Source organism: Caulobacter sp. GW821-FHT10E02 (genome assembly GCF_059415225.1).
Map to the genome: position 1 here is coordinate 39,926 of NZ_JBWKMV010000005.1, position 26,825 is coordinate 66,750.

Annotated in this window: 19 protein-coding genes and 1 pseudogene; 4 read left to right on the forward strand and 16 right to left on the reverse strand. The window is 69.0% G+C overall.

The genetic code is table 11. From position 1 onward, the window contains the following. Nucleotides 1-1,377 carry a sulfite reductase subunit alpha gene (locus tag AC07NI_RS22805; protein ID WP_494623413.1) on the reverse strand — a complete coding sequence of 459 codons (1,377 nt, stop codon included), beginning with the start codon at nucleotides 1,375-1,377 and terminating at the stop codon, nucleotides 1-3. Beyond that, on the reverse strand, nucleotides 1,377-2,366 hold the full coding sequence (locus AC07NI_RS22810; RefSeq protein WP_494623415.1) for an FAD:protein FMN transferase: 990 nt from the start codon (nucleotides 2,364-2,366) through the stop codon (nucleotides 1,377-1,379). Before AC07NI_RS22810 ends, AC07NI_RS22805 begins: the two co-directional genes overlap by 1 nt. On the opposite strand from AC07NI_RS22810, the pseudogene AC07NI_RS22815 reads away from it, so the two are divergent. Further along, nucleotides 2,341-2,509: pseudogene (locus AC07NI_RS22815) on the forward strand (hypothetical protein). The gene AC07NI_RS22810 and the pseudogene AC07NI_RS22815 overlap by 26 nt on opposite strands. 4 nt (nucleotides 2,510-2,513) lie before the next feature. Here the strand turns inward: AC07NI_RS22815 and AC07NI_RS22820 are convergent. The 7 genes from AC07NI_RS22820 to AC07NI_RS22850 all read right to left on the reverse strand — a co-directional run bounded on the left by AC07NI_RS22820 (nucleotide 2,514) and on the right by AC07NI_RS22850 (nucleotide 10,406). Continuing rightward, nucleotides 2,514-3,389 (reverse strand): DUF4198 domain-containing protein, encoded by an 876-nt coding sequence (locus AC07NI_RS22820; RefSeq protein ID WP_494623417.1) that lies wholly within the window; start codon nucleotides 3,387-3,389, stop codon nucleotides 2,514-2,516. A gap of 8 nt (nucleotides 3,390-3,397) precedes the next feature. Then, nucleotides 3,398-3,916, reverse strand: coding sequence for a DUF2271 domain-containing protein (locus tag AC07NI_RS22825; protein WP_494623419.1), 519 nt, complete (start codon nucleotides 3,914-3,916; stop codon nucleotides 3,398-3,400). A gap of 10 nt (nucleotides 3,917-3,926) precedes the next feature. Beyond that, the gene (locus AC07NI_RS22830; RefSeq protein WP_494623421.1) at nucleotides 3,927-4,556 is read right to left on the reverse strand and encodes a PepSY-associated TM helix domain-containing protein; all 630 of its coding nucleotides are present in this window, start codon (nucleotides 4,554-4,556) and stop codon (nucleotides 3,927-3,929) included. 109 nt (nucleotides 4,557-4,665) lie between these two features. After that, a complete protein-coding gene (locus AC07NI_RS22835; RefSeq protein WP_494623423.1) occupies nucleotides 4,666-6,618 on the reverse strand; it encodes an HWE histidine kinase domain-containing protein in 1,953 nt (650 codons plus the stop codon). A gap of 94 nt (nucleotides 6,619-6,712) precedes the next feature. Further along, nucleotides 6,713-7,396, reverse strand: a complete 684-nt coding sequence (locus tag AC07NI_RS22840) for a 2OG-Fe dioxygenase family protein (RefSeq protein ID WP_494623425.1) — start codon at nucleotides 7,394-7,396, stop codon at nucleotides 6,713-6,715. Beyond that, nucleotides 7,393-7,782, reverse strand: a complete 390-nt coding sequence (locus tag AC07NI_RS22845; RefSeq protein ID WP_494623427.1) for a group III truncated hemoglobin — start codon at nucleotides 7,780-7,782, stop codon at nucleotides 7,393-7,395. The genes AC07NI_RS22840 and AC07NI_RS22845 overlap by 4 nt, the downstream gene beginning before the upstream one ends. 215 nt (nucleotides 7,783-7,997) lie before the next feature. Further along, entirely contained in the window at nucleotides 7,998-10,406 is a 2,409-nt protein-coding gene (locus tag AC07NI_RS22850; RefSeq protein ID WP_494623429.1) for a glycoside hydrolase family 3 N-terminal domain-containing protein, read from the reverse strand. A 250-nt stretch (nucleotides 10,407-10,656) separates the two neighbouring features. Here AC07NI_RS22850 and mrdA point away from each other — a divergent pair, with 250 nt between their 5' ends. Next, the gene (gene mrdA, locus AC07NI_RS22855; RefSeq protein ID WP_494623431.1) at nucleotides 10,657-12,630 is read left to right on the forward strand and encodes a penicillin-binding protein 2; all 1,974 of its coding nucleotides are present in this window, start codon (nucleotides 10,657-10,659) and stop codon (nucleotides 12,628-12,630) included. 19 nt (nucleotides 12,631-12,649) lie between these two features. On the opposite strand, the gene AC07NI_RS22860 is transcribed toward mrdA, so the two are convergent. From AC07NI_RS22860 to AC07NI_RS22870, 3 genes are all read right to left on the reverse strand, one after another. After that, nucleotides 12,650-14,431: a DUF885 domain-containing protein gene (locus AC07NI_RS22860; protein WP_494624068.1), complete on the reverse strand. Its 1,782-nt coding sequence runs from the start codon at nucleotides 14,429-14,431 to the stop codon at nucleotides 12,650-12,652. Nucleotides 14,432-14,770: 339 nt separating this feature from the next. Beyond that, nucleotides 14,771-16,726 (reverse strand): M61 family metallopeptidase, encoded by a 1,956-nt coding sequence (locus tag AC07NI_RS22865; RefSeq protein ID WP_494623433.1) that lies wholly within the window; start codon nucleotides 16,724-16,726, stop codon nucleotides 14,771-14,773. 301 nt (nucleotides 16,727-17,027) lie between these two features. Next, nucleotides 17,028-17,879 carry a BON domain-containing protein gene (locus tag AC07NI_RS22870; RefSeq protein WP_494623435.1) on the reverse strand — a complete coding sequence of 284 codons (852 nt, stop codon included), beginning with the start codon at nucleotides 17,877-17,879 and terminating at the stop codon, nucleotides 17,028-17,030. Between the two features lie 205 nt (nucleotides 17,880-18,084). On the opposite strand from AC07NI_RS22870, the gene dnaG reads away from it, so the two are divergent. Then, nucleotides 18,085-20,019, forward strand: coding sequence for a DNA primase (gene dnaG, locus AC07NI_RS22875; protein WP_494623437.1), 1,935 nt, complete (start codon nucleotides 18,085-18,087; stop codon nucleotides 20,017-20,019). Nucleotides 20,020-20,526: 507 nt separating this feature from the next. Next, nucleotides 20,527-22,488: an RNA polymerase sigma factor RpoD gene (gene rpoD, locus AC07NI_RS22880; protein WP_494623439.1), complete on the forward strand. Its 1,962-nt coding sequence runs from the start codon at nucleotides 20,527-20,529 to the stop codon at nucleotides 22,486-22,488. 116 nt (nucleotides 22,489-22,604) lie between these two features. Here rpoD and AC07NI_RS22885 read toward each other — a convergent pair whose 3' ends face one another. From AC07NI_RS22885 to AC07NI_RS22900, 4 genes are all read right to left on the reverse strand, one after another. Then, nucleotides 22,605-23,108 (reverse strand): VOC family protein, encoded by a 504-nt coding sequence (locus tag AC07NI_RS22885; protein WP_494623441.1) that lies wholly within the window; start codon nucleotides 23,106-23,108, stop codon nucleotides 22,605-22,607. Between the two features lie 187 nt (nucleotides 23,109-23,295). Next, nucleotides 23,296-25,365 (reverse strand): hybrid sensor histidine kinase/response regulator, encoded by a 2,070-nt coding sequence (locus AC07NI_RS22890; RefSeq protein ID WP_494623443.1) that lies wholly within the window; start codon nucleotides 25,363-25,365, stop codon nucleotides 23,296-23,298. 80 nt (nucleotides 25,366-25,445) lie between these two features. Beyond that, entirely contained in the window at nucleotides 25,446-25,667 is a 222-nt protein-coding gene (locus AC07NI_RS22895) for a hypothetical protein (RefSeq protein ID WP_494623445.1), read from the reverse strand. Between the two features lie 90 nt (nucleotides 25,668-25,757). After that, nucleotides 25,758-26,825, reverse strand: a complete 1,068-nt coding sequence (locus AC07NI_RS22900) for an endo-1,4-beta-xylanase (RefSeq protein WP_494623447.1) — start codon at nucleotides 26,823-26,825, stop codon at nucleotides 25,758-25,760.

Here is a 26,825-nt window from a genome sequence, read left to right on the forward strand (position 1 = left end):
TTAGTACACGTCCCGCCGATACCGCCCCTCGTCCGTCAGGCGTTCGAGCAGTTCGCTACCCAGCGCCTCGACCAGCGCCGCGTGGACGTCGCGAGACATCCCCTCCAGCGAGCCGCAGACATAGATCGCGGCCCCATTCGCCACCCAGCGGCGCAGGATGTCGGCGGCCGCGATCATGCGGTGCTGGACGTAGATCCGGCTCTCCTGGTCGCGCGAGAAGGCCAGGTCCAGGCGGTCCAGCAGGCCCGAGGCCTTCCAGCCCTCGATCTCGGCGCGGTGGAAGTAGTCATGGGCGGCGGTGCGCTCGCCGAAGACCAGCCAGTTCCAGCGGACGCCGGCCGCCGCGCGGGCCTTGAGGTGGGCGCGCAGGCCGGCCAGGCCCGTGCCCGAGCCGATCAGGATCAGCGGCCGCGAGGCCTCCGGGGCGTGGAAGCTCCGGTTGGTCCGCACGCGAGCGTCGATCGTCCCGCCCACTTCGGCGAACTTGCACAGCCAGCCCGAACCCAGCCCCGGCTGGCCGTCGGAGCGGGGCATCAAGCGGACGATCAGCTCGACCGCGCCGTCGGACGGCAGCGAGGCGATCGAATATTCGCGGTGCGGGAGCTCCGGGTCGTTCCGCGGACCAACTTCCAGGATGTCGCCTGCCTGCCAGGTCGTGGCGTCGCTCTCAGGCGGCGTCAGGCGGATATGCCAGGCCTCGCCGCCGGGGCTGCCGGGGTTGAGCAGGGTGCGCTCGGCCAGGGTCCAGCGGCCATAGGCGGGGCGGCTCCAGTCCGGCGCGTCGGTGACGCCGGTAAGCAGGGACAGCTGCCCCTGCCAGTGGCGCAGGGCGGCCGGATCGCCGTCATCGACCTCGACTCGGTCGAACAGCGGCTCGCCGCCGGCATGCGCCAGCCAGGCGTCGAGGCTGCGGCCGAAGGCGCAATATTCGGCATAGGTCGAGTCCCCCAGGGCCAGCACGCCGTAGCGCAGGCCGGGGAGCTGGGCGCCGTCCTTCATCACGTCGCGGATGAAGGCGCGGGCCGGATCGGGCGCGTCGCCCTCGCCGGTGGTGCTGACGATGAAGAGCGCGCGGCCGGTCAGGTCGGCGGCGGTGACGGCGGAGAGTTCGCGCAGGGTGACCGGTGCACCGGCTTCGGACAGGGCCTTGGCGGTGGCGTTGGCCAGTTCCTCGGCGAAGCCCGTCTGGCTGGCGAAGGCGACCAGCACTGGCTCGCCGGCGCCTTGCGACAGGGCCTTGGCCTCGCGGCGGGCGGCGGCGGCGCGCAGGGCCTCGCGCACGGCGATCCCGGCGCAGAACAGGGCGTAGACGCCGGCCACGGCGCCGGCCTCGATCAGGCGGCGGGTTTCGGGCGCGAAGGCGGAGAGATCGACCATCAGTCCAGCATCGCCTGCAGGGCCGGGGAGAGGCGCTCTTCCAGGCCGCCGGGGCCTTGGCTGACGATGAGGGCGGCCAGCTCGTGTTGAGCGGCGAAGGCCAGGGCGGCGTCGGGGGCCATGACGGTCAGGGCCGTGGCCCAGGCGTCGGCGCTCATGCAGTCCTTGGCCAGCACCGTGACGCTGACGGTGGCGTGGGTGGTCGGGGCGCCGGTGGCGGGGTCCAGGGTGTGGGCGTAGCGGCGGCCGTCATGGTCGAAGAACCGACGGTAGTCGCCCGAGGTGGCGACGGAGAAGTCGTGCAGGGCGACCATGGTGCGTTCGGCGTCATTGGCGGTCGGCGGGCGTTCGAGTTCGACCCACCAGGGCTGGCCGTCGGGCTTGGCGCCCGTGCCGCGCAGTTCGCCGCCGACCTCGACGAGGTAGCTCTTCACGCCGGCCCGATCGAGGGCGGCGGCGGCCTGGTCGACGCCGAAGCCCTTGGCGATGCCGTTGAGGTCGAGGCGCAAGGTCCCGGGCTGGAACAGGGCGTCGCCGTCGAGGGCGAGGCGCTTCCAGCTGGCGGCGTCACGCAGCGGGGCGATGTCGGCGGCCATCGGCGGCTCGCCGGAAAAGGCACGAGGCCCGAAGCCCCAAAGGTCAGTGAGCGCCCCCAAGGTCGGGTCGAAGGCGCCGTTGGACCGCTCGGCGATCTCGATCGCGCGGCGCAGGACCGTGGCGGTCGCGGCGGGCAGCTGAGTCCAGCTACCGACGGCGGCGCGGTTGTAGCGGCAGAGATCCGACAGCGGCTCCCACGGGCTCATTTCGGCGACGACGGCGTCGAGGGCGCGCTGGACCATGGCCTCGAGGGCGGGGAGGTCGGTGGTGCTCGGCAGCACCGCCTTCACCGACCAGGTCGTGCCCATGGTCTCGCCGCCGAACGCGCGCACGGTCCCGCCGACGGGGCAGGCGGGCGGCGTGGTGATGGCGGGGACGAGGACGCGGGGCATCTGCAATCTCATCCTCCCCCGTGAAACGGGGGAGGGGGACCGCGAAGCGGTGGAGGGGGCGTCGACGGCGAGGTGCGCCCCCTCCGTCACGGCGCGTATCCGCGCCGCGCCACCTCCCCCGCTACGCGAGGGAGGAGGAATGAGCGGTTACGGCCGCTGGGCTTCGAGCGTGGCGGTGTAGCTGGCGCTGTAGCCGTCGCCGGTCAGGGCCGTGGCCGGGCCTTGCTGGCCGCCGCCCATGCCGCCCGGACCACCCGGACCCGGACCACGACCCGGGGTCGCGCCGGTGCGAACCGTGGCGTTGATCCAGTACATGCCGGCTTCCGGCAGGGTGAACTTCACGACGCCGTCGGCGCCGGTCTTCACCTTGACGTCAGGACGCGGGCTGTAGCGCGAGCCGCCCTCGGCGATGGTCACCTCCAGGTCAGCGGCGGGCTTGCCGTCGACCAGGAACTTGAAGCTGGCGGCCTCGCCGGCGACCAGGTCGTTGGGGTGGGTGATCGGCACGAGCTCCAGGCCCTTGCCGGTCGGCTTGAAGACCTCGGTCGTCGGCTTGTCGCGGGTGACGAAGACTTCGTTGCGGTTGAAACTCTTGATGGTCTTCAGGTCGGCGGCGCCGGCCGGGACCTGCTTGGCGAAGTCCTCGGGGCTCCCACGGAAGCGCTTCACTTCGCCGTTCTCGGTGTAGCTGGCCATCACGCTCTGGCTGGCCGAGCCGATCTTCCAGGTGCCCGGCTTGGTCAGGGCGACGTCGAAGGTCGAGCGGTACTTGCCCGTCGAACCGTTCTGGATCTTGTCGACCGCGCCGTCCGGAGCGGTGACGACCACGCCGTCCAGGCGCATCGGATTGTGGTCGGGATAGAACAGCTCGTTGGAGATGGCGGCGTCGAACGTCACCCAGACGTCGCCCGACAGCACGCTGGCCGACGGCACGATCCAGCCGCGGTGGGCCGAGGCGGTCATCGGCAGGGCGAGAGCCATGCCCATAGCGGCAACGGCCAGAAGGCGCTTCTTGAAGGTCATGGCTTTTCTCACTTCACGGAAACGGTGATGGCGCCCAGCTCGGACGCGCCCTTGACGGTGGCGGGCTTGCCGGCCTTGCCCCAGGTGAAGGGGACGCGGACGGCTTCGTGGCCGCCGACTTCGCGGGCGGCCTCGACGACCAGGTTATAGGCGCCGGGCTTGAGGTCCTTAAGCGCACCCTTCGAGCCGGAGAACACGACCTTCTGCGGACCAGGCGCGCGGGTGGCGCCCGAGACGCCGTCGGCGGGGAAGCTCATCTCGCGGCCGGCCTTGCGCCACCACTGGCGCATGTCCTTCAGCCACTTGACGCCTTTGTCCTCCTTGGAGTCGGCGTCGTACCAGACGGCCAGGGTGCCGGCGGCGGTGCTGTCGGCCGGGTTCTCGATCCAGATCGAGACGTAGGGCTTGTGGTACTCGGCGACCGTCAGTTTCGGCACCTCGACGGTGACGTTCAGGTCGGCGGCCAGCGCCGGAGCGCCGGCGACAGCCGCGCCGGCGAAGGTGAGGAGAGAGATCGAACGCTTCACGGTGTCTGCCTCAGAGGTGGACGAAAAGGATGACGAGAATGATGGGCGCGGCCAGGCCCAGCCCGACCAGCGGCCAGGTCAGCGGCCGGGCGCGGGCGTGGAACTGCAGCAGGATCAGGCCGGTGACCGTGAAGATCACGCAGGCGGCGGCGAAGATGTCGATGAACCAGCCCCAGGCCTTGCCGGCGTTGCGGCCCTTGTGCAGGTCGTTGAGCAGGGACACCGCGCCGCGCGTGGTCTTCTCGTGCTCGATGGCGCCGGTCTCGCGGTCGATCGAGACCCAGGCGTCGCCGCCCGGCCGGGCCAGGGCGACATAGACCTCGTCGGCCGACCATTCGCCCTCGCGCCCGGCGACGTCGGCGCCGACGGCCTTGTCGAGGAACGGCTCCAGCTGGACGGGCAGGGGGCGCTTGCCTTCTTCCGGGCCCTTGGCCAGCAGGGCCAGGAGGTCGGCCGGCAAGGTCGCCTTGCGGCTGACCACCACGGGCTTGGCTTCGATCTGGCCGGCGTGGTTCAGGGTGATGCCGGTGATGGCGAACAGCAGCATGCCGATCAGGGACACGGCCGCGCTGATCCAATGCCACTGATGCAGCTGCTTCAGCCAGAAAGAGCGGCGATGCTGATCGGCGGCGGATTTCACGGTGTGCTGACGAACCTTGGCGATGGAGGCTCGTCCTTACTTGAGAACGAATTGCAATTTCAAGCCACAAGGTGTGGCCGGGGCCGCAACTGTCCGAAACTAGGCAGGCCTATTGCACCGAAGCCGGCGCGCCACGGGCCAGGGCGCCCAGCAAAGCGGACGTGGCGACGGGCTTCCTCAGAATGGGGCCGTCGTCGACATCGGGCTCCTGGTAGCCGGTCAGGTAGACGAACGGGATGCGCCGGCGGGCCAGGGCGGCGGCCACCGGGGTGACCAGGCGGCCGCCCAGGTTGACGTCCAGCAGGGCGCGGTCGATCGGCTGGTCGTCCAGCAGGTCCAGCGCCTCCTCGATCGTGCCGGCGGGGCCGACGACCTTGGCGCCGGCGGCGGTCAGCAGGCGGGCCAGCTCCATGGCCACCACCGCCTCGTCCTCGACCACCAGCACCCGCTGGTTCCTCAGCAGCGAGGTCTCGTCGATGACCAGGCCGGGGCGGTAGGCCGGCACGCTCTCGGCCGCGCGGGCCTGGGCGCCGGTCGGGATGTCGAGGCGGACCTCCAGGCCCTCGGGCCGCCAGTCCTGGACCACGCGGGCGGCGGCCTGCTTGACCGCGCTCTCGATCAGGGTCGAGCCGAAGCCGCGCCGCTGCGGCGGGGAGACCCGCACGCCGGCCGTCTCGCGCCAGACGAGATGCAGGGCGCCATCCAGGCCCCAGCTCCAGGTGACGGAGAGGCGGCCTTCGGGCCTCGCGAGCGCGCCGTACTTGGAGGCGTTGGTGGCCAGCTCATGCACCACCAGGGCCAGGGACTGGGCGGCCTGGGCGTCGATCAGGGCCGGCGGGCCGTCGATGACCAGCTGCTCGCCGCCGTCGCAGTGATAGGCGTCCAGCTCCAGCCGCAGCAGGTCGTGCAAATCAACGCCGCTCCAGCGGGTGGTCGACAGCAGGCTGTGGGCGCGGGCCAGCGACCCGATGCGGCCCGACAGCGCCTCGACATACTGGTCCTTGTCGCGGAAGGGCGTCAGCTGGGCCAGGGACTGGACCACGGCCAGCACGTTCTTGGCCCGGTGGTCGACCTCGCGGATCAGCAGGCGCTCGGTCTCGACGGCGCGCTTGAGGGCCTGGTCGAGGCGGGCGCGTTCGCTGGAGGCCCAGATCAGTTCGGCGACGTCGGTGACGAAGGCGATCTCGTCCTGGGTCCAGTCGCGCGTCACGTCCTGGCAGACATAGATGTAGGCGGCCATACGCGGGCCCTTGACCAGGGGTGAGGTCAGGGCGGCGCCAATCCGCAACGCCTTGTAGGCCGCCAGCACGTCCGGGGCCTCGGTGCGGTGGTCCTCGGCGGGATCTCGGATGACGATCGGCCGCCCGGCCTTCAAGTCCGCCACCATGTCCGGGCCAAAGTCGTCGAGCCTCTGGCGCGAGCCGGCGATGGGCGGAAAACCTTCCGCTACCCATTCACCGACGATCAGCGCCTCGACGCCCGCGGCGTCGACCTCTGCGAAGCCGGCGCGGGACGCGCCCAACTGCCAGGCCAGGACCTCGCAGGCCAGGTTGGCGATCATCTGGGCGTCAGTGGCTTCGCGCAATTGATGGCCAAGATCCAGGAGAGCCGTGCGGCGGCGCTCCTGGTGCAACAGCCGGCCCAGTTCCGTCTCGTTGGTCTGGCGCGAGGCGGTGTCGGCGACCGTCAGATGAAAGCCGCGAACAGCCCCGGTGTCGGTGAAGTCGGGCGTGAACCGGGCCTCGACATGCAACAGGCCGGCCATCTCGAACGCCATCTGGCCTTCGTACAGCACGGTCTCGCCGGACAGCACCCGGTCGAGGAACGGCCGCATCCGGGCGTGGGCGGCGTCGCCGACCACTTCGCGCAGGGGTCGGCCCTCGATCTGGTCGCGCCGCAGTCCAAAGCGGGCCTCATGGGCGCGGTTGGCGAAGCGGAAATAGCCTTCGGCGTCGATATAGGCGATCAGCGTCGGCGAGGCGTCGGCGACGACGGCGGCGAACGCGTCCCGGGTTGAGGCGCGCGGCGTCGCTTCTAAAATGCCATCGTCCGAGACGAACATGCGTGCGCGCGCATCCTCTTTCAGGGTGCGCCAACCTGTCACGCCGCTCGCCTCTGGGCATTGAGGCAAACGGTCGCAGCAATTCTGGCGCGAGTTAACCCTGTTCCACGTCCGCGTGCTGTCGGTATGTGACGACCAGCACATCGCGCAGGGCCAGCTTACCCGGATCGTGTGGTCGGATCGGGGTGACGCCGTGCAGCACGCGGTGGTCGTCCAGGAACACCGCGTCGCCGGGGGCCGTGAGCGTGAACGAGCCGAGGCTCGTCCCGTCGGGCGCGAAGATGTCGGTGACGCCGCTGTCGACGTTCTGGCGATCCACCAACATGACGATGACCCAGTCGACGCCGTCGCGGTGCGCGCCCTCGGGCGTCGGCTGGCCGGCTTCGCCCTCGCGGGCCTCGATGCGGAACTGGTGCAGCTCGACGTGCCACGGACCGGGGCCGAACAGGTCCTGGCCGGCGCGGATGACGCCTTGCGTGACCGGGTGGTCGGCGATGGCGTCGGTGACCGGCTCGAACCAGCGCTGCACGCCGCCGTTCAGCGGGTTGTAGTCGCGGCTCTGCCAGTGCGGCTGGTGCGGCTTGCGCGCGACTTCGCCGGGCTGGGCGGAGAAGGCCGCGAACCGCCGCCGACGATAGCGGCCGCCGTCGGCCATGAAGCCGTCCAGCGGCAGGTCGTTCCAGCTGTCGGCGAAGGTGTCCCAGTCGTCAGCGCCGATCAGGGTCTTGGTCTCGGCGGCCTCGAAGCGGACGAAGCCGTCGGCCTTCAGGCCGCTCAAGCGACCGCGTCCGGCTTGAAGAACACGCCCAGCTTCAGGCTGCGCGCTATGCGCTCGGCCTTCTGGCCGACCAGGGCGGCGCGCGGGGCGTCGAACAGCTCGACGCAGGTCTGATGGAAGAGGTTCAGCCAGGGCATGAACAGGCCCTCGGTCAGGTGCGGGATCTTCTGGTGCACGGCGACCGGCTGGCCTTTGTAGCGGCCGGTGGTGTTCAGCACCGACGACCAGAAGTCCTTCAAGGTCGCCATGTGCGCCGGCCAGCCATCGGGGCCGATGGCCTCCTCGAAGATCGGGCCCAGGCGGTGGTGACGCCGGACGCGGGCGTAGAAGGTCTCGACCAGGGTGTCGATCTCGGCGTCGGTGAACTGGGGCGGGGGTACGGCCATGGTGGGAACATGGTGCCTTGGGGTCGGCGACTGAACCCCGAGGGAGATCAAACTTAGCTTGCGATTGTTACTTAAGGTTCGCCATCCAGATCCTCCCCCGCGATGCGGGGGAGGTGGCCCAGAGGGCCGGAGGGGGCTAGCTCGGCTTCGGCCGTGAAGGCCCCCTCAGTCGCTCCGCGACAGCTCCCCCGCATCGCGGGGGAGCATCTGGACGCCTACGCGACGGTGAGCGTCGTCTTCTTCAGATCCACCGAGTTCGGACCCGCCAGGATCGAGAAGTCCCCCGGCTCGACGACGCGCTGCATGTCGAGGTTCCACATCCACAGGTCCGACGGCTTGATCTCGAAGCTCACCGTCGTCTTGGCGCCGGCCGCGAGAGTCACGCGCTTGAAGTGCTTCAGCTCCAGCACCGGGCGGGTGACCGAGGCCTGCTCGTCGTGGATGTACAGCTGCACCACCTCGTCGCCGGCGACCTTGCCGGTGTTGGCCACGTCGATCTCGACCTTGACGCTCTCGCCCTGGCCGATCCTGGCCTTGGCCAGGCGCGGGGCCGAGATGTCGAAGGTGGTGTACGAGAGGCCGAAGCCGAACGGGTACAGCGGGCTGGTGTCGCCCAGCAGATAGCCGCGGCGGGCCGTGGGCTTGCGGTTGTAGTAGATCGGCAGCTGGCCGACATCGCGGGCGATGCTGACCGGCAGCTTGCCGCCCGGATTGGCGCGGCCGAACAGGATGTCGGCGGCCGCGTTGCCGGTCTGCTCGCCGAGGTACCAGCCCTCGATGATGGCGTCGGCGCGCTGCGTCAGCAGGTTGATCGACAGCGGGCGGCCGTTCAGCAGGAACACCACCGTCGGCTTGCCCAGGTCGAAGATCGCCTTGGCCAGGTCGTTCTGCTGGCCGATCAGGTCCAGGCTGTCGCGGTCGCCCAGGTGGTTGTCGGCCCAGGCCTCGCGGCTGGTCTGCTCGTTGTCGCCCAGCACCATGACGATGACGTCGGCGTTCTTGGCGACTTCCACCGCTTCGGCGATCAGTTTGGCATTGACGGCCGGATCGACCAGCTTGACCTCGTCGGCGGCCCAGATGCGCTTTTCGGTGATCCGCACGGCCTCGGCGTAGTCGAGCGTGAAGCCTTGGGCCTTGGCTTCAGCCGTCAGGCCCTCGTGGATCGAGACCACGTGGCGCGGGGTGTCCGAATAGCCGCCGATCGGCGTGTCCTTGGCGTGGGTGCCCAGCAGGGCCAGGCGCTTGAACTTCTTGCCGTCCAGCGGCAGCACGCCCTTGTCGTTCTTCAGCAGCACGACGGCCTTGCGGGCCGCTTCACGCGCCAGGGCGACGGCGTCCGGCGCGGCCGTCTTGGCGTCGGCGGTCTTCTCGTCGCAGTAGGGATTCTCGAAGAAGCCGCCCTCGAACTTCATGGTCAGCACGCGGGCGACGGCGGCGTCGACCTCGAACTGCGGGATGCGGCCGGCCTTCACCAGCTCCGGGATCAGCGCGTAGGCCTCGCCGTCGGGCAGCTCGACATCGACGCCGGCGTGCATGGCCATCACGGCCGTCTGACCAAGGTCGGTGGTCAGCTTGTGGCGGGCGATCAGCTCCTTGATCGCGAAATAGTCGCTCTGCACCGAGCCCTTGTAGCCCCACTCCTCGCGCAGGATCTTGGTCAGCAGCCAGTGGTTGGCGTGCGAGGGGACCCCGTCGATCTCGTTGTACGACGGCATGACCGAGCGAACCGGCAGCTCCTTCACCGCGCGCTCGAACGGCGGGAAGAAGTTCTCGCGCAGGGTGCGCTCGGCGATTTGGGCCGGGCCGACATTGGTGCCGTTCTCGGGCTGGCCGTGGCCGGTCATGTGCTTGAGGGTGGCGAAGACCTTGTCCTTGGCCAGCGGCAGTGTGCTGCCCTGGAAGCCCCGGATCGCGGCCAGGCCCATCTCGGCGCAGACGTGCGGGTCCTCGCCATAGGTCTCCTCGATGCGGCCCCAGCGCGGGTCGCGGGCCACGTCGACGACCGGCGCCAGCGCCATGTTCGAACCCCGGGCGCGCATCTCGCGGGCGGCCACCGAGAAGATCTTCTCGGCCAGTTCGGGATCGAAGGTCGAGGCCAGGCCAATGGCCTGCGGGAAGCTGGTCGCGTCGCGGGCGACATAACCGTGCAGGGCCTCGTCGTGCATCAGCAGCGGGATGCCCAGGCGGGTCTTCTCGACGGCCCACTTCTGGGCGGCGTTGGTGTAGCGCGCGGTCTGGGCGGCGTTGCGGCCGACCGAGCCGTCATCGGCCCCGGCGGCGGCGTCGACCACCGTGGCGGCCTTCAGGCCCTTGCGGTCGGTCGGGCGCGAGATCTGGCCCAGGCCGTTGGGGAAGTTCTTCGAGGCTTCTTCCGGCGAGAACTCGCCCTCGACGGTCTGGATCTTGTTCTTCGTCAGCCAGATGCCGATCAGCTGGGCGGCCTTCTCCTCCAGGGTCATGCGGCCCAGCAGGTCCTTGACCCGGGCGTCGACCGGCTGGGTGGCGTCCTTGTAGAGCGGCTGGTCGCCTTTCGCCTTCTTGGGCGCGGCCATCGCCGGCGCGGCGGCGAAGGAGAGGGCGGCGAGGCTCGCGCCGAACAAACGGCGGGTGAGGGTCGTGGTCATCCTGGGCTCCCCGAGGTAGCGCAATGGCCGGCGGCTCTGGGGCCGCCTTCGTCACGGCACTATGGGGGCGGTTGTCTGACCACTCAAGCCCGAAATGGTACCGGTCTCATTTTGCAACAAAAGGGCCGCCGTTTCGCTCGATCCCGGACTTGTGAAAAGGCGTTTCCATAAAGGCTCCGAAAGCCGCGAAAAGCGCCTTGACGGGCCCTAGCGGCGTGATGTCTTCGCAACACGGTTTGGTTGAGTCGGCATGAGCGAACCCTCCATCTTTTTCTTCGAGGTCAATGAGCGTCAGGGGGTCTTCCACCGGCGCGCATTCCTGCTGGGCGGTCTGACGGGCGCGGGCCTCCTGGCCCTCGGCGGACGCCTGACGCAGCTGCAACTGGTCGAGGCCCAGCGCTACCAGAAGCTCTCCGCCGGCAACCAGTTCAACTACCGTCTGGTGCCGCCGCCGCGCGGCCTGATCCTGGACCGCAACGGCGTGTCGCTGGCGTCCAATCGGCCGAACTTCCGGCTGATCATCAACAAGGACAAGGGCCTGGACGCCGAGGCGGTGATCACCGACCTCCAGAAGCTGGTTCCGATCGACGACGCGCGCCGCACGCGCGTGCTGAAGGAGCTGGCCCGCGCCCCGCGCAAGACGCCGGTCGTGGTGATGGAGGACCTCTCCTGGGAGGAGTTCTCGCGGATCAACATCCGCGAGCCGGAGCTACCCAACGTCACCGCCGACATGGGCGAGGTGCGGGTCTATCCGTTCGGCGGGGCCTTCGCCCACGTGATCGGTTATGTCGCCAAGGCCTCGGACCGCGACCTGAAGGCCGCCGAGGGCGACAGCACCCAGGACCAGGCGCTGCTGCACAATCCCGGCTTCCGGATCGGCAAGCAGGGCGTCGAGAAAGCCTTCGACCAGGCCCTGCGCGGCCGCGCCGGCGCCACCAAGGCCGAGGTCGACGCGCAAGGCCGCGTCGTGCGCCTGGACCCGGCTGGCGACGTCGCCGCGACGGCCGGCAAGGAGATCCGCCTCACCCTGGACGCCGACATCCAGAACAAGGCTCTGGAGGTGATGGGCGAGGAGAGCGGCGCGATCGTCATGGTCGACTGCCGCACCGGCGACCTGCTGTGCATGGCCTCGGCGCCCAGCTTCGACGCCAACAGCCTGGTGAAGGGCCTGTCGGGCGCAGAGTACCGGGCCCTGGCCCAGTACGAGCGCAAGCCGCTCCTCGACAAGACCATGACCGGCGTCTACCCGCCCGGCTCGACCTTCAAGCCGACCGTGGCGCTGGCGGCGCTGAGCGCGGGGATCAATCCGGCCGAGCGGGTCGTCTGCTCGGGCGGCTGGTACTTCGGCGGCCGCACCTGGCACTGCCACAAGAAGGGCGGCCACGGTTCGCAGACCATGCACGACGCCATCAAGAACTCGTGCGACGTCTATTTCTACCAGATGGCGCTGCGCATCGGGCCCGACCCGATCCACACCACGGCGACGGCGATGGGGTTCGGCCAGACCTTCGACCTCGGCATCCCCGGCCAGCGCAAGGGCCTGGTCGGCTCGCGCGAGTGGAAGAAGAAGGCCTTCAAGAAGGACCCGACCTGGCACCCCGGCGACTCGGTGCCCTACGGGATCGGCCAGGGCTATATCAACGTCAACGCGCTGCAGCTGGCGGTGATGTGCGCGCGCCTGGCCAACGGCAAGCGGGCGCTGAACCCGCGCCTGGTCAAGTCGATCGGCGGGATCGACCAGCCGCATGGCGACGCCGTGGCGGACCTGCCTATTCCGGCCGAGCACCTGGCGATCGTGCGCGAAGGCATGGCGGCGGTGGCCAACGACCCGACCGGCGGCGCCTACAAGCAGAGCCAGCTGGGCCTGGGCGACGTGCTGATGGCGGGCAAGACCGGCACGGCCCAGGTGCGGCAATATTCCCAGACCGGATCGCGCAGCAACCAGGGCATCCCCTGGCGGCTGAAGGACCACAACCTGTTCATCGCCTTCGCGCCCTACGACAACCCGCGCTACGCGATGTCGGTGCTGGTCGAGCACGGCGGCCTGTTCGGCTCCAGCGCCGCCGCGCCGCGCGCCCGCGAGGTCATGCGGGTCGCGCTGCTGAAGGATCCCGAGATCCGCGCCCGCATCGAGAACCCCACGCCCCTGCCGGACTTCCAGCCCGGAGAGGACGAGGCCGTCGAGGCGCCTGTCCCGACGGAGGGCGAGCCGCCGACGGGCTAGGCGCCTTAGCCGGCGCGCCTTACCCCTGCCAGCGGTCGATCACGCCTTCCAGCACCGTCAACGGCGCCGGGCCGACCATCAGCGCGGTGTCGTGGAAGCGCTTGATGTCGAACTTGGACCCCAGGCGCTTCTTGGCCCGCTCGCGCGCCGCCGCCCAGACCGTGTGGCCGACCTTGTACGAGCAGGCCTGGCCGGGGTTGGCGCAGTAGCGTTCGACCTCGCGGGAGATCTTGCCCACGGAGTCGCCGCCGGTGTCGACCATGTAGGCGATGGCCTTCTCGCGGCTCCAGCCCTTGGCGTGCAGGCCGGTGTCGACCACGCAGCGCGAGGCGCGGAACAGGCGGGCCTGGTACATGCCCAGCAGGCTGAGGTCGTCGCCCTCGTACATGCCGATTTCCATGGCCAGCTGCTCGGCATAGAGCGCCCAGCCCTCGGTGTTGGCCGAGAAGCCCATGTTCTGGCGCAGCTTGGGCAGGTCGCTCTGGGCGATCAGGGCCAGCTGGAAGTGGTGGCCCGGCGCGCCCTCGTGGTGGATCAGGGTCGCCAGCGACAGGCGCGGCCACTCGGCCGTGTCCTTGAGGTTGATATAGACCGCGCCCGGACGCGAGCCGTCCAGGGCCGGACGCTCGTAATAGGCGCCCGACGAGCCGGCCTCGGTATAGGTCGGCACGCGGCGGACCTCGACCGGAATCTGGGGCATCAGGTTGAACCACTTCGGCAGCTCGGGCTGGAGCTTGGCGAGGCGGCCGCGGCAGTAGTCCAGGATCTGGGCGCGGCCCTCGTCGGTATTGGGGAACACCTGGTCGGGCTGCTTGCCGAGGGCGGCCATGCGGGCGCCGACGGTGCCTTGGGTCAGGCCGCGCTTCTTGAGGATCTCGTCCATCCGCGCCTGGATCTCGGCGCCTTCGTCCAGGCCCAGGCGGTGGACCTCGTCGGGGGTCTTGTTGGTGGTCGTATAGATCTTCAGCAGGGCGGCGTAGAAGGCGTCGCCGTCCTTCAGGCGGCCGATGCCGGCGTCGTGCACGGCCTTGGGGCGCATGGCCTGCAGGGCGGCGATCTGGCGATCCAGGGCCGGGAAGATCTCGCCGGTCAGCACCTTCTCGGCCTGGACGTCGTAGTCGCCGTATTGCTTGGCGCGGCGGGCGGCCGAGGCGACCATGACGTTCTTGTCGGCCGGGATGGCGCGGAACTGCTGCAGCTGGGCGATGGCCTTGTCGACCATGAAGTCCGACGGGATCACGCCCTTGGCCGCGTCGCCGCTGGCCCGCTCGGTCTCCTGGTCGAGCACGACGGCGAAAGCCTTCATGCGGGCGATGTAGTTGTCGGCGTCGGCCGCGTTCTCGATCTTGTGCTTGCTGTCCAGGAAGTTGGGCGTCGAGATATAGGCCCCGTAGTACTGGGTCAGCACGAACGGCCGCGAGCCGCCGCCGTAGTCGAACTTCGACGTGCCCTCGCGGGCTTCGTAGTTGAAGAGCGCGGTGTCGTAGTTGATCGCGTCCTCGCCGGTCAGGGCCTTGCGATCGATCTTCTTGAGGCGGGCGATGCGCTGGGCCGGCTCGGCGCGGTCGCGCTTCCAGGCGGCCAGCGAGCGGTCGGAAAGCTTGGAGCGGGCGTCGGCGTGCTTGCCGATGTCGAGGCCCAGATTGGTGGCCTGCTCGGGGCTGTCGCTCAGGTCCTCGTCGAAGAAGGCGTCGAACAGCTTGTAGAGGTCGTCCTTCGGCGCGGCGGCGGCCGGGAGGGCGGTGGCGAGAGCGGTCGCGGCCGCTCCCATCATGATCTGGCGACGGTCGAGCATGGCGATCCCTGAACTGAAAACGCCGAAGCCCCCGCGCCCGGCGGGGAGCATCGTTCTCTCGCTGTCACGCAAGCGTCAATGTGCCGGAGAAAAAATGGGCTAGGTGCAATCTGGGGTCTGGGCCAGACGCAAAAAAGGGCCCGCTTGGGAGAGGGGGCGGGCCCTTTTCGGTACGCGTTCAGAGGGATTGAACAGGCGGAAAGATGCCACGTGTGTCGGCTTCCCGCCCTTCTCCAAATCGTCGCAGGCTGAGAACGAATCTCAACCTGGCGACGAGCTGAACTCTCTTTCTTGGCGCATTTTCTTCACGCGAACCGGTGTCCACTTCGCTCGAAAATGCTTGGCTTACTTGCGCGGGTTCAGGATGTCGCCCAGACGGTCCGGCGCGCCGGCGATCTTCTCCAGGCGCGGGTAGCGCAGGCCGCCGCGGTAGTCGAGCTTGACCATCTTGTAGCGACTGCCGTCCTTGATCAGCAGTTCGACCAGCGGGTTCTCCGGCTTGGCGGCGGCCTTGACCGCGGCCTTCAGCTTGTCGCCGTCGAACTGCTCGCCGTTGACGGCGACCACCGTCAGGCCCTGGGTCAAGCCGGCCTTGAAAGCTGGGCCGCCCCACTGCACGTCGGTCAGCACGCCGTCCGAGCCGACCGTCAGGCCCAGCGAGTAGCTGAGCGGGGTGTTCTTGGCCTTGCCCTCGGCCGACTTCAGATATTCCGAAGGCGTGTCGGTATAGACCAGCTTGTAGCCGCCGCGCTCCAGGCCATCCAGCGGGGCCTTTTCCTGCACCTCCTGGATGCGGGTCTTGAGGAAGGTGGCCCAGTCGTTGGCCACCACGCCGTTCAGCGCCGCGACCACGTCGTCGAACGTGTAGGTGCGGACCACGTACGAGCCGTTGTCGACGCCGAAGAAGGCCTTGGCGAAGTCGTCCAGCGACTTCTTGCCGCCGGTCTTCTCGCGGATCAGCGTGTCGGCGTCGAGCCAGACCAGCTGGCCTTCCGAATAGTAGTCCTCGCTGCGCTGCCAGGAGAGCCACGACAGCGGCTTGCGGCTGGCGATGATCGGGTCGTTGGTGGTGTCCTGCACCGGGCGCCAGTCGCGGCCGCGACGGTTGTCGTAGGTGGCGGCGGTGGCGGCGATGGCGTCCAGCGTCTGCTGCTTGGTCATCAGGCCCGAGCGGGCGGCCAGCACATAGCCCCAGTACTGGGTCTGGCCCTCATAGACCCACATCATGCTGTCGCGCATCGGCACGTTCAGATTGGGCGTGAACAGGTCGGCGGCGCGGCGGAACTTGCCGTTCCACGAGTGGGTGTATTCGTGGCTGAGCAGGTCGCGGCCGACGAAGTTCTTGTCCCACTCGGTGAAGTACTTCGGGGCGACGCGGTTCTCGGACGAGCGGTGGTGCTCCAGGCCGATGCCGCCGATCTTGTCCGACAGGGCGACCAGGAAGTCGTAGTGGTCGTAGTGGTGCGCGCCGTAGAGCTTGTAGGCCTGCTGCACCAGGTCCTTGTGGATCTGGATCTGCTCGGGCTTGGCCTCCAGCAGCTCGGGGCTGTCGGCGACCATGTTCAGGCGCACGGGGGCCGGGCCGGTGGGGTCCAGATCGATCGACTTGAAGTACTTGCCGGCGAAGATCGGCGAGTCGACCAGGGTCTCGACCGTGGTCGGCTTGAAGGTCGTGACCTGGCCGTCGGTCTTGGCGGTCTCCAGCGCGGTGGCCAGCTTCCAGCCCTCGGGCAGCTTGACGCTGGCCTCGATCGGGATCTGGCGCGTGTAGTAGCCGGCCGGGTACATGGTCACCTGCAGCCACTGCAGGTTCAGCATCTCCGGCGTGACCTCGGTGCGGCCGACCTTGGCCTCGACGGCGGTCAGGAACTGGTAGCTGATCTGGATCTCGTTGACGCCGGCAGGGACGTCGACGTGGAAGGCGTGGACGCTGACCACGTCACGGGTCCAGGGGATGCGCTTGCCGTTGGCCGTGACCACCAGGCCGGCCAGCTTGTCCAGGTCGTTGCGCGGCGAGTGGCCGCCGGGGACCCACTGCGGATACAGGAACACGAAGTCGCCGGCCTTGCTGACCGGCATGGTCGTGGTGACGGTCCAGATCTTGCGGTCCAGGTCGGTGGCGTCGACCGACAGCTTCAGGGCGCCGGCATAGGGGGTGTCGCGGGGCGCATCGATCGGCGTCGTCGCGGGCGCGGACTCCGGCATGACCTGGGTCGTCATCTGGCCCTGGGCCAGGGCGCTGGTGGCGACCAGCGAGAGGACGGAGACGGAGAAGAACAGCGCTTTCACGAAACACCCCAATGCGGCGCGCGGGCGTGCTCCCGCGACGAGAAGCCGGGATGTTTGTGGCGTTAACCCCCGCTTGTCGAGGCCAAGTTGGCCGATAGGGCAAGAACGTGGGTACGCGGCCTAATTCTCGTTTCGCCGCTGAAACTAAGCGTCGGAAGGGTAACGCGAAGCCGGGAGCCAAGATGCTCCCCCGCGATGCGGGGGAGCTGTCGCGGAGCGACTGAGGGGGCTAGCTGGAGGTCGGCTGAGCTGGCCCCCTCCGGCCCTCTGGGCCACCTCCCCCGCAACGCGGGGGAGGATCTATTCAAGTCGCCTAGCCCAGCGGGTTGGACACCGGGACCGTGGTCGCGGTCGTATCCGTCCCGCGGTCGACCCGCAGGTTGTTCTGGACGTTGTCGACGCCCGAGACGCTCTCGGCCAGGGCTTCGGCGCGCTTCTTGTCCTCACGCGAGCGGACCGTGCCGGTCAGCGTCACGTCGGCGTCGGAGACCGCCACCTCGATGCCGTTGGCGTCCAGCCAGCTGTCGTCGGTCAGGCGGTCGCTGACGTCCTCGCGGATGCGTTCGTCGGAGCGGCGATAGCCCTTGGGGCCGCGACCGCGATGGGCGCCGTCTTCCTCGCGGCGGTGCAGGGCGTCCCGGTCGCCCATCCACGAGGAGACCTCGTCGCGAGCCCGGTCGAACCAGGTGCGCTCTTCGTGGCGCGGGTCACGCTGGCTGAACGAACGATAGGGGTTGTAGTCGCCGCCATAGGCCCCGTCGCGGCGCGCGCGATCGTGGTCGTGCTTGTCGAAATAGCGCTCGTCGCCGTAGTCGGCCGTGCGGCCGGAATAGCCGCTGGAGCCGTAGTCGCCGGTGGCGCCGCCGAAGTCGTGACCGCCGACGCGGCCATAGTCTCCAGGCTGGCGATAGCCGCCGCCGCCGTAGTTCGCGCCCGAGCGGCTGCCGCCATAGCCGATGTCGCCGCCAGCTTGCGTCGCGCGCAGGAACTCGCTCCCGTGGCGGCGGCTGCGGTGCGAGGGCTCGGCGCGATAGCCGGGGTCGTTACGGTCATAGGCCGGGTCGCGGCGGCGCGAGGCGTCGTAGCCATAGCCCTGCTGACGGTCGAAATCGCCGTCGGCCTCGACGTCGAAGCGGCCTTCGCGGTCATTCCATTTCTGAGGCATGGGTCTTCTCCGTGGCGTGTCTGGAAGCGGTGGGCGCGTCGAGGCGCCCCGGCTTGCAAAACGGAGAGGGCGGAGGCGGTGTTCCTAATGCGGAGCTTCGGGAGCGGGCGATTTCGGACGGAATATCGGACGTCTTGTCCGAAATATCGGATATACCGATATGCCTGACCGACATTTTAGACTGCCTATTTAGCCGCACAGCTCCATGCGCTTTGACGACCGCTTCCTTGAAGAACTGAAGTCCCGCCTTCGCCCGTCCGACGTCGTCGGCAAGTCGGTGAAGCTGCGCCGGCAGGGGCGCGAATATGCGGGGCTGTCGCCGTTCACCAAGGAGAAGAGCCCGTCGTTCTTCGTCAACGACGAGAAGGGCTTCTATCACTGCTTCTCCAGCGGCAAGCACGGCGACATCATCAGCTTCCTGCAGGAAACCGAGCGGCTGACCTTCGCCGAGGCGGTCGAGCGGCTGGCGGCCGAGGCCGGCATGAGCCTGCCCACGCCCGATCCGATCGCCGCGCGCGAGGAGCAGAAGCGCTCGTCCCTGGGCGACTGGATGGAGCTGGCCACCGCCTGGTTCGAGGCCGAGCTGCGCCGCCCGATCGGCCAGACCGCCCGCGCCTATCTGGAAAAGCGCGGCCTGCCCGAGACGGAGTGGAGCCGCTTCCGCATCGGCTTTGCCCCGAACAACCGCACGGGGCTGAAGGACTACCTGGTCGCCAAGGGCGCCAAGCCGGGCGATCTGGTCGACGCCGGCGTGCTGATCTCGCCCGAGGATGGCGGCCAGCCCTATGACCGCTTCCGCGACCGCATCATCTTCCCGATCACCGACAGCCGGGGGAAGGTGGTGTCGTTCGGCGGCCGGGCCATGGATCCCAACGCCCGCGCCAAATATCTGAACGGCCCCGAGACCGGGCTCTTCCACAAGGGACGGGTGCTGTACGGCCTGTTCGAGGCCCGCAAGATCCTGCACGACGGCCAGAGCGGCGGCGGCAAGCCGCCGATGGTGGTCGTCGAAGGCTATATGGACGTCATCGCCTGCCAGCGGGCCGGCGTGCCGGCCGTGGCGGCCATGGGCACGGCCCTGACCGAGGAGCAGATGGAGGGGCTGTGGCGCCTGCATCCGACGCCCACCCTGTGCTTCGACGGCGACAAGGCCGGCCAGCGCGCCGCCCACCGCGCCATCGATCGCGCCTTGCCGCTGCTGAAGCCCGGCCGCTCGTTCCTGTTCTCCATGCCCGTCGGCGGCAAAGACCCCGACGACGTGCTGCGCGAGCTGGGCCCGGCGGCGCTGAAGGCCCAGCTCTCCGACACCAAGCCCTTCGTCGAGGCCCTGTTCGAGCGCGAGAAGGAGGTCGAGCCCTTCGACACCCCCGAGCAGCGCACCAACCTCAAGGTCCGCTTGCGCACCCTGGCGGCGACCATCGCCGACAAGGACCTCGCCCACGCCTATAAGGAAGAGCTGCTCGACCGCCTCGACGAGATGCGGGCCGCGCGGCGGGCCAAGCCCAATAACGGCGGCGGCGGCGACGGGCAATGGGCGCCGCGCCCCCGCCGGGAGAACACCCCCTGGCGCGGCGGCAAGCCCCGGATCGAGGGCTCCACGGCCGAAGGGCGCGCGGCCGCCCAGGCCTTGCAGTACGCCCCCAAGCCGTTTTCGGCCGCCCTGCTGATCGCCGCCATCCGGGACCCCAAGGTCGTCGACGACCGCATCGAGGTGCTGATGAACCAGGGCCTGGGCGACGAGCGCCTGGACGGCATCGCCCACGAGCTCGTGAACCTGCGTATGGAGGCCGACCACATCGAGACCGGCATGCTGCGCGGCCGCCTGGCCTCGGTCGGCTACGACGCCGGCGCCCTGGCCCTGCTGGAACGCTCCGCCGCCGGGGTGAAGGCCCTGGACGTCGCCCACAGCGCCGCTCAGAATCCGGAAGAAGCCATCCGCGCCCTGTGGTCGCAGGCCTTCGACCTGCTGATCCGCCTCACGGCCCTGGAACGCGCGGTCGACGACGCCAAGACCGACTTGGTCGATGACAGTGACTTCCAGACCCTGCTGCGCCTGAAGACCGAACGCGACGCGGTCAAACGCCTGATCGACAGCGGCGGCTGGACCGACCCGGAACAGGTTTCGCTGGTTGTGCACTAGGGATAGCGGTTAGCCCACCGGTCCGACGTGCGCCGCTCGACCATGAATTGAAATATCAGGGTCAAGCATCCGGAAATTGGACGCCCCGACGCCGAAACCTGCTGTCACCATCTTGACACCGGCGTCACCCAAAGCCACATGCCGACTCAAGGATTTGCCAAGCAGCTGATTGACATCGCTCGGGCCGCCGTAGCGCGCGCCCTCATCGAAACAGGATGTCACCCTCGCCGCCGCCCCAGGTCCCCAGCGGTCGTCGACCCTTTCAGGGAAGACGCCAGGCCGCGCCCACGCCGTATGGTCTCCGCCGGGTCTCCCGCGGAGCGCTTCTACATGGCGGACCCGGGCGCGCTTGGCGAATTCTGACGGGAACGTGATCTCTGGGAAAGCGCTGACTCAAAACCCTGACTTTTTTGGGGGAAGCGCGCGACCGGACAGGTAACTCCTTTTCGATACGGATTTTTTCGGCGCCGCCCTTGCACGACGGCGGTGTCGATTTCGGAGAGCTTGATGAGCAACAATTCCTCGGCCGAGACGGAAGCGCCCGAAACCAACGGTGGTGACGGCCCTCTGCTCGACCTGACCGATGCCGGCGTAAAGAAGTTCATCAAGCAGGCGAAAGCCCGCGGCTACGTCACGATGGACGAGCTGAACAAGGTGCTGCCGTCGGAAGAAGTCAGCCCTGACGCCATCGAAGACACCCTCGCCATGCTGAGCGAGATGGGCGTCAACGTGGTCGAGGCCGAAGAGGACGCCGAGGGCTCGGAAGGCGGCGAAGTCGCCACCCGCGACGAGAACACCACGGTCATCACCAGCGAGAAGCCGGCCGCCTACGACCGCACCGACGACCCCGTGCGCATGTACCTGCGCGAGATGGGTTCGGTCGAGCTGCTGTCGCGCGAGGGCGAAATCGCCATCGCCAAGCGCATCGAGGCCGGCCGCGACACCATGATCCGCGGCCTGTGCGAGTCCGCCCTGACCTTCGAAGCCATCATGGTGTGGCGCGAGGAACTGGGCACGGGCCGCATCCTGCTGCGTGAGGTCATCGACCTGGAAGGCACCTACGCCGCCATCAACGGCGTGGCCGCCCAGCCGGCCGCCGAGGACGACGACGCCGAACCGGCCGAGCCGGTCGACCAGGAAGCTGGCGCGGAACCCAAGCCCGAGGGCGAAGGCGACGATGACGACGATTTCGACGACGGCGCCGGTCCGACCGTCAGCGCCATGGAAGGCGAACTGCGCGAAGGCGTCATGGCCATCCTGGACGCCATCGCCAGCGAGTTCGAAAGCTTCCGCAAGCTGCAGGACAAGCTGGTCGGCAGCCGCCTGAAGGGCGAGGACCTGACCGATGCCGACCGCAAGGCCTATGAAGGCCTGTCGGCGACGATCATCCAGCACCTGAAGACGCTGAAGCTGAACAACAACCGCATCGAGGCGCTGGTCGAGCAGCTCTATGCGATCAACAAGCGCCTGATCGGCCTGGAAGGCCGCCTGCTGCGCCTGGCCGACAGCTACGGCATCAGCCGCGGCGAGTTCCTGAAGGCCTATTTCGGTTCGGAGCTGAACCCGAACTGGGGCGATCAGGTCAAGGGCATGGGCGTGCGCTGGACCAAGTTCGTCGAGAACGACAGCCAGTCGGTGACCGACATCCGTGGCGAGATCGCCGCCCTGGCCACCGAGACCGGCGTACCGATCGACGACTACCGCCGCATCGTCCAGACCGTCCAGAAGGGCGAGCGCGAAGCCCGTCAGGCCAAGAAGGAGATGGTCGAGGCCAACCTCCGTCTCGTGATCTCGATCGCCAAGAAATACACCAACCGCGGCCTGCAGTTCCTGGACCTGATCCAGGAAGGCAATATCGGCCTGATGAAGGCCGTCGATAAGTTCGAATATCGCCGCGGCTACAAGTTCTCGACCTACGCCACCTGGTGGATCCGCCAGGCGATCACCCGCTCGATCGCCGACCAGGCGCGGACCATCCGGATCCCGGTGCACATGATCGAGACGATCAACAAGATCGTCCGCACCAGCCGCCAGATGCTGCACGAGATCGGCCGCGAGCCGACCCCGGAAGAGCTGGCCGAAAAGCTGGCCATGCCGCTGGAAAAGGTCCGCAAGGTCCTGAAGATCGCCAAGGAGCCGATCTCGCTCGAAACGCCGATCGGCGACGAGGAAGACAGCCACCTGGGCGACTTCATCGAGGACAAGAACGCCGTCCTGCCGATCGACGCGGCCATCCAGTCCAACCTGCGGGAAACCACCACCCGCGTGCTGGCCTCGCTGACCCCGCGTGAAGAGCGCGTGCTGCGCATGCGCTTCGGCATCGGCATGAACACCGACCACACCCTGGAAGAAGTCGGCCAGCAGTTCTCGGTCACCCGCGAACGCATCCGCCAGATCGAAGCCAAGGCCCTGCGCAAGCTGAAGCACCCCTCGCGGAGCCGGAAGCTGCGCAGCTTCCTGGACTCGTAAGCGCCAGGCGCCAGCCCGAACACAAGACGCCCCGGTCGCAAGGCCGGGGCGTTTTTCGTTGTGGCGGAGACAAAAGAGGGCGGCGCGACGAGGGATGGGCGCCGCCCCCTTCCGCATCAGGCGTTTTCGAGGGTGCGCGCCTGAGGCTGGTGGGCGTCGAGCGCCGTGTTGGGGTCGGCCAGCTGCGTCACCGCATTGGCGAAGCCGAGATATTCGGCCGAGAAGGTCGGGGGCAGCAGCTCGACCAGCCAGGTGTTCTCGATCCACACCTCGACCACCCGGAAGTGGCCGCCGCGATCGCAGATGAAGGCGTCCCAGCCCTTGGCCTGGGCGCGGGCCAGGGCCTCGTCCTGAGGCATGTCGATGCTGAGCGCGAAGTGGGTCGGCGAGCGACCGAAGGCCTCCGGCTGGCGCAGGAAGATCGCGCCCGGCTCGCCGTTCGGGACCATGACGCTGCCGGCGGGATAGATCTCGATGCCGGTGCCGTGGCCGTCGGCCTTGAACACCATGCAACTGCCGGGATTGGGCGGGAAGTCGACGACGACGCCGCCCATGATCTCGGCGAAGAATTGGCCCACGCCTTGAGGATCGGCGGCGGCGACGGACAGATGATGGATCACTTTGTTTTTCCTTGGGTGCAGGCGCAGCCGTTCCCGTGCGCGCGACCCCTGCCGCGCGCGGTGCTAAGCTCACCTTTTGATGTTCACTGATCGGCGTTACGCGCCGAGGCCGCGCGATGTACGGGGGCGGTAAGTAAGTCTCAACTTACAAGATCGTCATGACGCCGATTTAACCTTGAGCGTTGCTCTAGGCGATCTCTCGCGAGGGCGTCGGGCCTTCCAGCGCCTGGGCGACGGCGGCGAACAGCTCTTCGCGGCGGATGGGCTTGGCGACGTGGCCGTCCATGCCGGCGGCGCGGCAGCGGGCGATCTGTTCGGGCAGGACGTCGGCGCTGAGGGCGACGATCGGGACGCCGGCGACGGGGCCGGGCAGGGCGCGGATGGCGCGGGCGGCGGTCAGGCCGTCCATCCCCGGCATGTGCACGTCCATCAGCACGAGGTCGAAGGCGCCGGCCTTCACCGCCTCGACGGCCTGGGCGCCGTCGTCGGCGGTGGTCACTTCGCAGCCGGCCAGGGTCAGAAGGGCCATGCCCAGCTCGCGGTTCATCGGGTGGTCGTCGACCAGCAGCACACGGGCGGCGCGGTCGGTGGCGGCGTCGGGCGCGGGACGGGCCACCTGGACGGGCGCGACGGCGGGCTGGGCCGTCAGGGTGATCCAGAAGCGGGCGCCGTGGCCCAGCTGGCTCTCGACGCCGATCTCGCCCTTCATGGCGCTGACGAGGGCCTTGCTGATCGCCAGGCCCAGGCCGGTGCCGCCATAGCTGCGGCTGATCGAGCTGTCGCCTTGCGAGAAGCGCTGGAAGAGCCGGGCCTGGACCTCGGGGGCGATGCCGATGCCGGTGTCGGCGATCTCGAAGCGCAAGGCGCCCGGGGCCGGGCCGGCGACGAGGCGCGCGACCACGCCGCCTTCGCTGGTGAACTTCAGGGCGTTGGCCAGCAGGTTCAGCAGCACCTGGCGCAGGCGAGTCTCGTCCAGGGCCAGGGGCGCATCGACGTCACCCTCGAATACGGTGCGCAGATAGAGGCCCTTGGCGGCGGCTTCGGGGGCGATGATGGCCACGGCGTCGCGCAGCAGGGCCGAAGGCGAGGTCGGCGTCAGGGTCAGGTCCAGGCGCCCGGCCTCGACCTTTGCGAAGTCCAGCAGGTCGCCGACGATCTCGGCCAGCGAGCGGCCGGCGCGGCTGACCAGGTCGAGGCGGCGGCGGTTCTCGGCCGACAGGGTGGGATCGTCGGCCACCAGCGAGGCGAAGCCCAGGATGCTGTTCAGCGGGGTGCGGATCTCGTGGCTGATCGTGGCCACGAAGTCGGACTTGGCGCGGTTGGCGGCCTGCGCGCGCGCCTGGGCGGCGCGGGCCACGGCGTTGCGACGCACCAGCAGGGCCTGCAGCCGCGCCTGGCGGCCCAGCGCCAGGGCCGAGACCAGGCCCACCGCGTAGAGCACGATGTGGAAGATCAGGGCGTGGCGCAGCGGGCCCAGGGCCACCTTGATGTCGAGGCCGGTGCGGTGGAGCACGGCGGGGATGGCCACGGCCATCGAGCCGGTGACCGCGATGGCCACGGCGCGCGGGCCGCCCCGGAAGGCGGTCAGCAGCACGGGCGCGAACAGCATCACGCGGTAGTCGATGTCGACGGCGAAGATGACGGCGGCGGTGGCGATGACCAGCAGCTGGGTGGCGAAGCTCTCCAGCGGCCGGACGGTGAAGCCCTCGCGATGGCGACGGTCCATCAGGATCAGCACGACGGGCAGGGCGATGGCCGCGCCCAGTACGTTGGAGGCGGTCCACTCGCTCCAGTTATGGAAGAACGGCCGCGCGCGGGTGGCCATCAGCAGGCCGTTGACCAGGGTCGCGCCGATGGCGCTGAGGATCGAGGCCGAGGCGATGACCAGCAGCAGGCCGCGCGGATCGCGCACCTTGGACGGCACGCCAAGCGCCCGCATCAGCATCGCGATGATGATGGTCTGGGGCGTATCCAGGACGGAGACGATGGCCACGAAGCGCCAGGGCACGCCTAGCGCCAGCTCCAGCCCGATGTGCACCAGGGTGGTGGCGATCAGGAAGCCGATCGCCTGGCGACGCGGCAGCACCATCAGGGCGGCGATCGCCACCGCGTTGGCGGTCCACAGCGTGGGCATGTTGCGCAGGGTGCTGGCCAGGAACAGGCTGTAGGCCATGGCGGCCGCATAGGCGCAGACCAGGGCGATAGGCCGCGCCCAGTCGTTCAGTCCCCCGATTGTCCGAAGCCTGCTCGCGATCACCGCTCCCCCTAGCGCTCTTCGACGCCGGAGTATGTGCGACAAAACGTCGGTGTTTCGTTAAGCGCGGCCGGCGGTCGGCCTCAGTCGCGGAACAGGCGGTCGGCGGCGCGCGAGCGGATGCCGGTGATCGCCCCGGCGCCGGGCTGCTCGCTGGCCGCCGACAGGCCGATATCGGCGTCGATCCGGCGTTCGGCGCGGGCGGCCGCGGCGGGATTGGTGGTGGCGTCGGTCGGGGTCAGCGAGGCCTCGACCTCGTTGGCGTCGCGCGGCGGGCCTTCCATCGGCGGGGACTTGTCGGACATGGGCGTGGACCTCCTTGACCGAAAGCAGCGGTCGTCAGAGGTCTAGGGGCAGCCGATCTCGCCGGCTTGAACAGAACGGCCGTTGTTGGGCTAGGAGCGGCGCGAGAAGACGTCGGCCAGGGCGCGGGCGGTGGGCTTGGCCTGGCCGGCGGCGTCGAACAGCAGCGGCTGATCGGTGGGGCGCTGGCCAGACGGGCCGTGCAGCCAGGTGTCGCTATCGCGCAGGCCCCAGACGGTGAAGGCGAAGCGCTGGCGCTCGGGCAGGGCCATGAAGGCCTCGGCCACTTCCGTATATTTGGCGATCTGGCGCTTGGGGCGGTCGCCGGGCATGGCCGGGACGAAGCGGTCGCCCAGCGAGATGTCCAGCTCCGACAGGTGGATCGGCAGGCCGAAGCTGGACAGGTCCTTCAGCGCCGCGCCGACCGCGCCCTGCGGCAGGTCGAAGTCGATGTGGGTCTGGGTGCCGATGCCGTCCAGCGGCGCGCCGCGCTTCAACAGGCGCTCGACCATCCGCATGAAGGTCGCGCGTTTGTTGGGCTTCAGCTCGAGATGGTAGTCATTGATGAACAGCGCCGCGTGCGGGTCGGCCTCGCGGGCGTGCTCCAGGGCGCGGACGATGTGGTCGTCGACGCCGAGATTGCGGGTCCACAGGCTCTCGCGCAGGTGCTCGCCGTCGTCGGTGATCGGCTCGTTGACCACGTCCCAACTGCGGGCCTGGCCCTGGTAGCGGCCGACGACCGCCAGGATGTAGTTGCGATAGGCGTTGGCGAAGGCCGCGCCCTTGCCGTCCAGGCGCTTGAAGGGCTCGGGTTCGCCCGCGTACCAGACCAGGGTGTGGCCGTGCAGGGCCATGCCGCGCGCCTTGGCGAACAGGGCGATGCTGTCGGGGCGGTCGAACTGGAAGCCGCCGTCCTCGCGCAGGATGTATTCCATCTTCATCTCCCACTCGGCGGTGAGTTGGGAGAATTGCTGGGCCAGCAGGTCGGCGTAGTCCGGCTCCTGCAGCCAGCGTTCCTGCACGCAGCAGCCGATCGGAAAACGGGTCAGGCTCTTGAGTGGCGGGATCGGGGGCAGCGCCGGCTGGCTCTTGGCCCCCTGGCCGCAGGCGGAGAGGGCGAGCGCGGAAGCGATCGCGGAGCGGCGGGTGAGCCGCTGCAC

Excerpts from the sequence above, each read along its gene's own strand:
- AC07NI_RS22805 (WP_494623413.1), bottom strand. The coding sequence starts at position 1,377 with ATGGTCGATCTCTCCGCCTTCGCGCCCGAAACCCGCCGCCTGATCGAG.
- AC07NI_RS22810 (WP_494623415.1), bottom strand. The coding sequence starts at position 2,366 with ATGCCCCGCGTCCTCGTCCCCGCCATCACCACGCCGCCCGCCTGCCCC.
- AC07NI_RS22820 (WP_494623417.1), bottom strand. The coding sequence starts at position 3,389 with ATGACCTTCAAGAAGCGCCTTCTGGCCGTTGCCGCTATGGGCATGGCT.
- AC07NI_RS22835 (WP_494623423.1), bottom strand. The coding sequence starts at position 6,618 with ATGTTCGTCTCGGACGATGGCATTTTAGAAGCGACGCCGCGCGCCTCA.
- AC07NI_RS22845 (WP_494623427.1), bottom strand. The coding sequence starts at position 7,782 with ATGGCCGTACCCCCGCCCCAGTTCACCGACGCCGAGATCGACACCCTG.
- AC07NI_RS22850 (WP_494623429.1), bottom strand. The coding sequence starts at position 10,406 with ATGACCACGACCCTCACCCGCCGTTTGTTCGGCGCGAGCCTCGCCGCC.
- mrdA (WP_494623431.1), top strand. The coding sequence starts at position 10,657 with ATGAGCGAACCCTCCATCTTTTTCTTCGAGGTCAATGAGCGTCAGGGG.
- AC07NI_RS22870 (WP_494623435.1), bottom strand. The coding sequence starts at position 17,879 with ATGCCTCAGAAATGGAATGACCGCGAAGGCCGCTTCGACGTCGAGGCC.
- dnaG (WP_494623437.1), top strand. The coding sequence starts at position 18,085 with ATGCGCTTTGACGACCGCTTCCTTGAAGAACTGAAGTCCCGCCTTCGC.
- rpoD (WP_494623439.1), top strand. The coding sequence starts at position 20,527 with ATGAGCAACAATTCCTCGGCCGAGACGGAAGCGCCCGAAACCAACGGT.
- AC07NI_RS22895 (WP_494623445.1), bottom strand. The coding sequence starts at position 25,667 with ATGTCCGACAAGTCCCCGCCGATGGAAGGCCCGCCGCGCGACGCCAAC.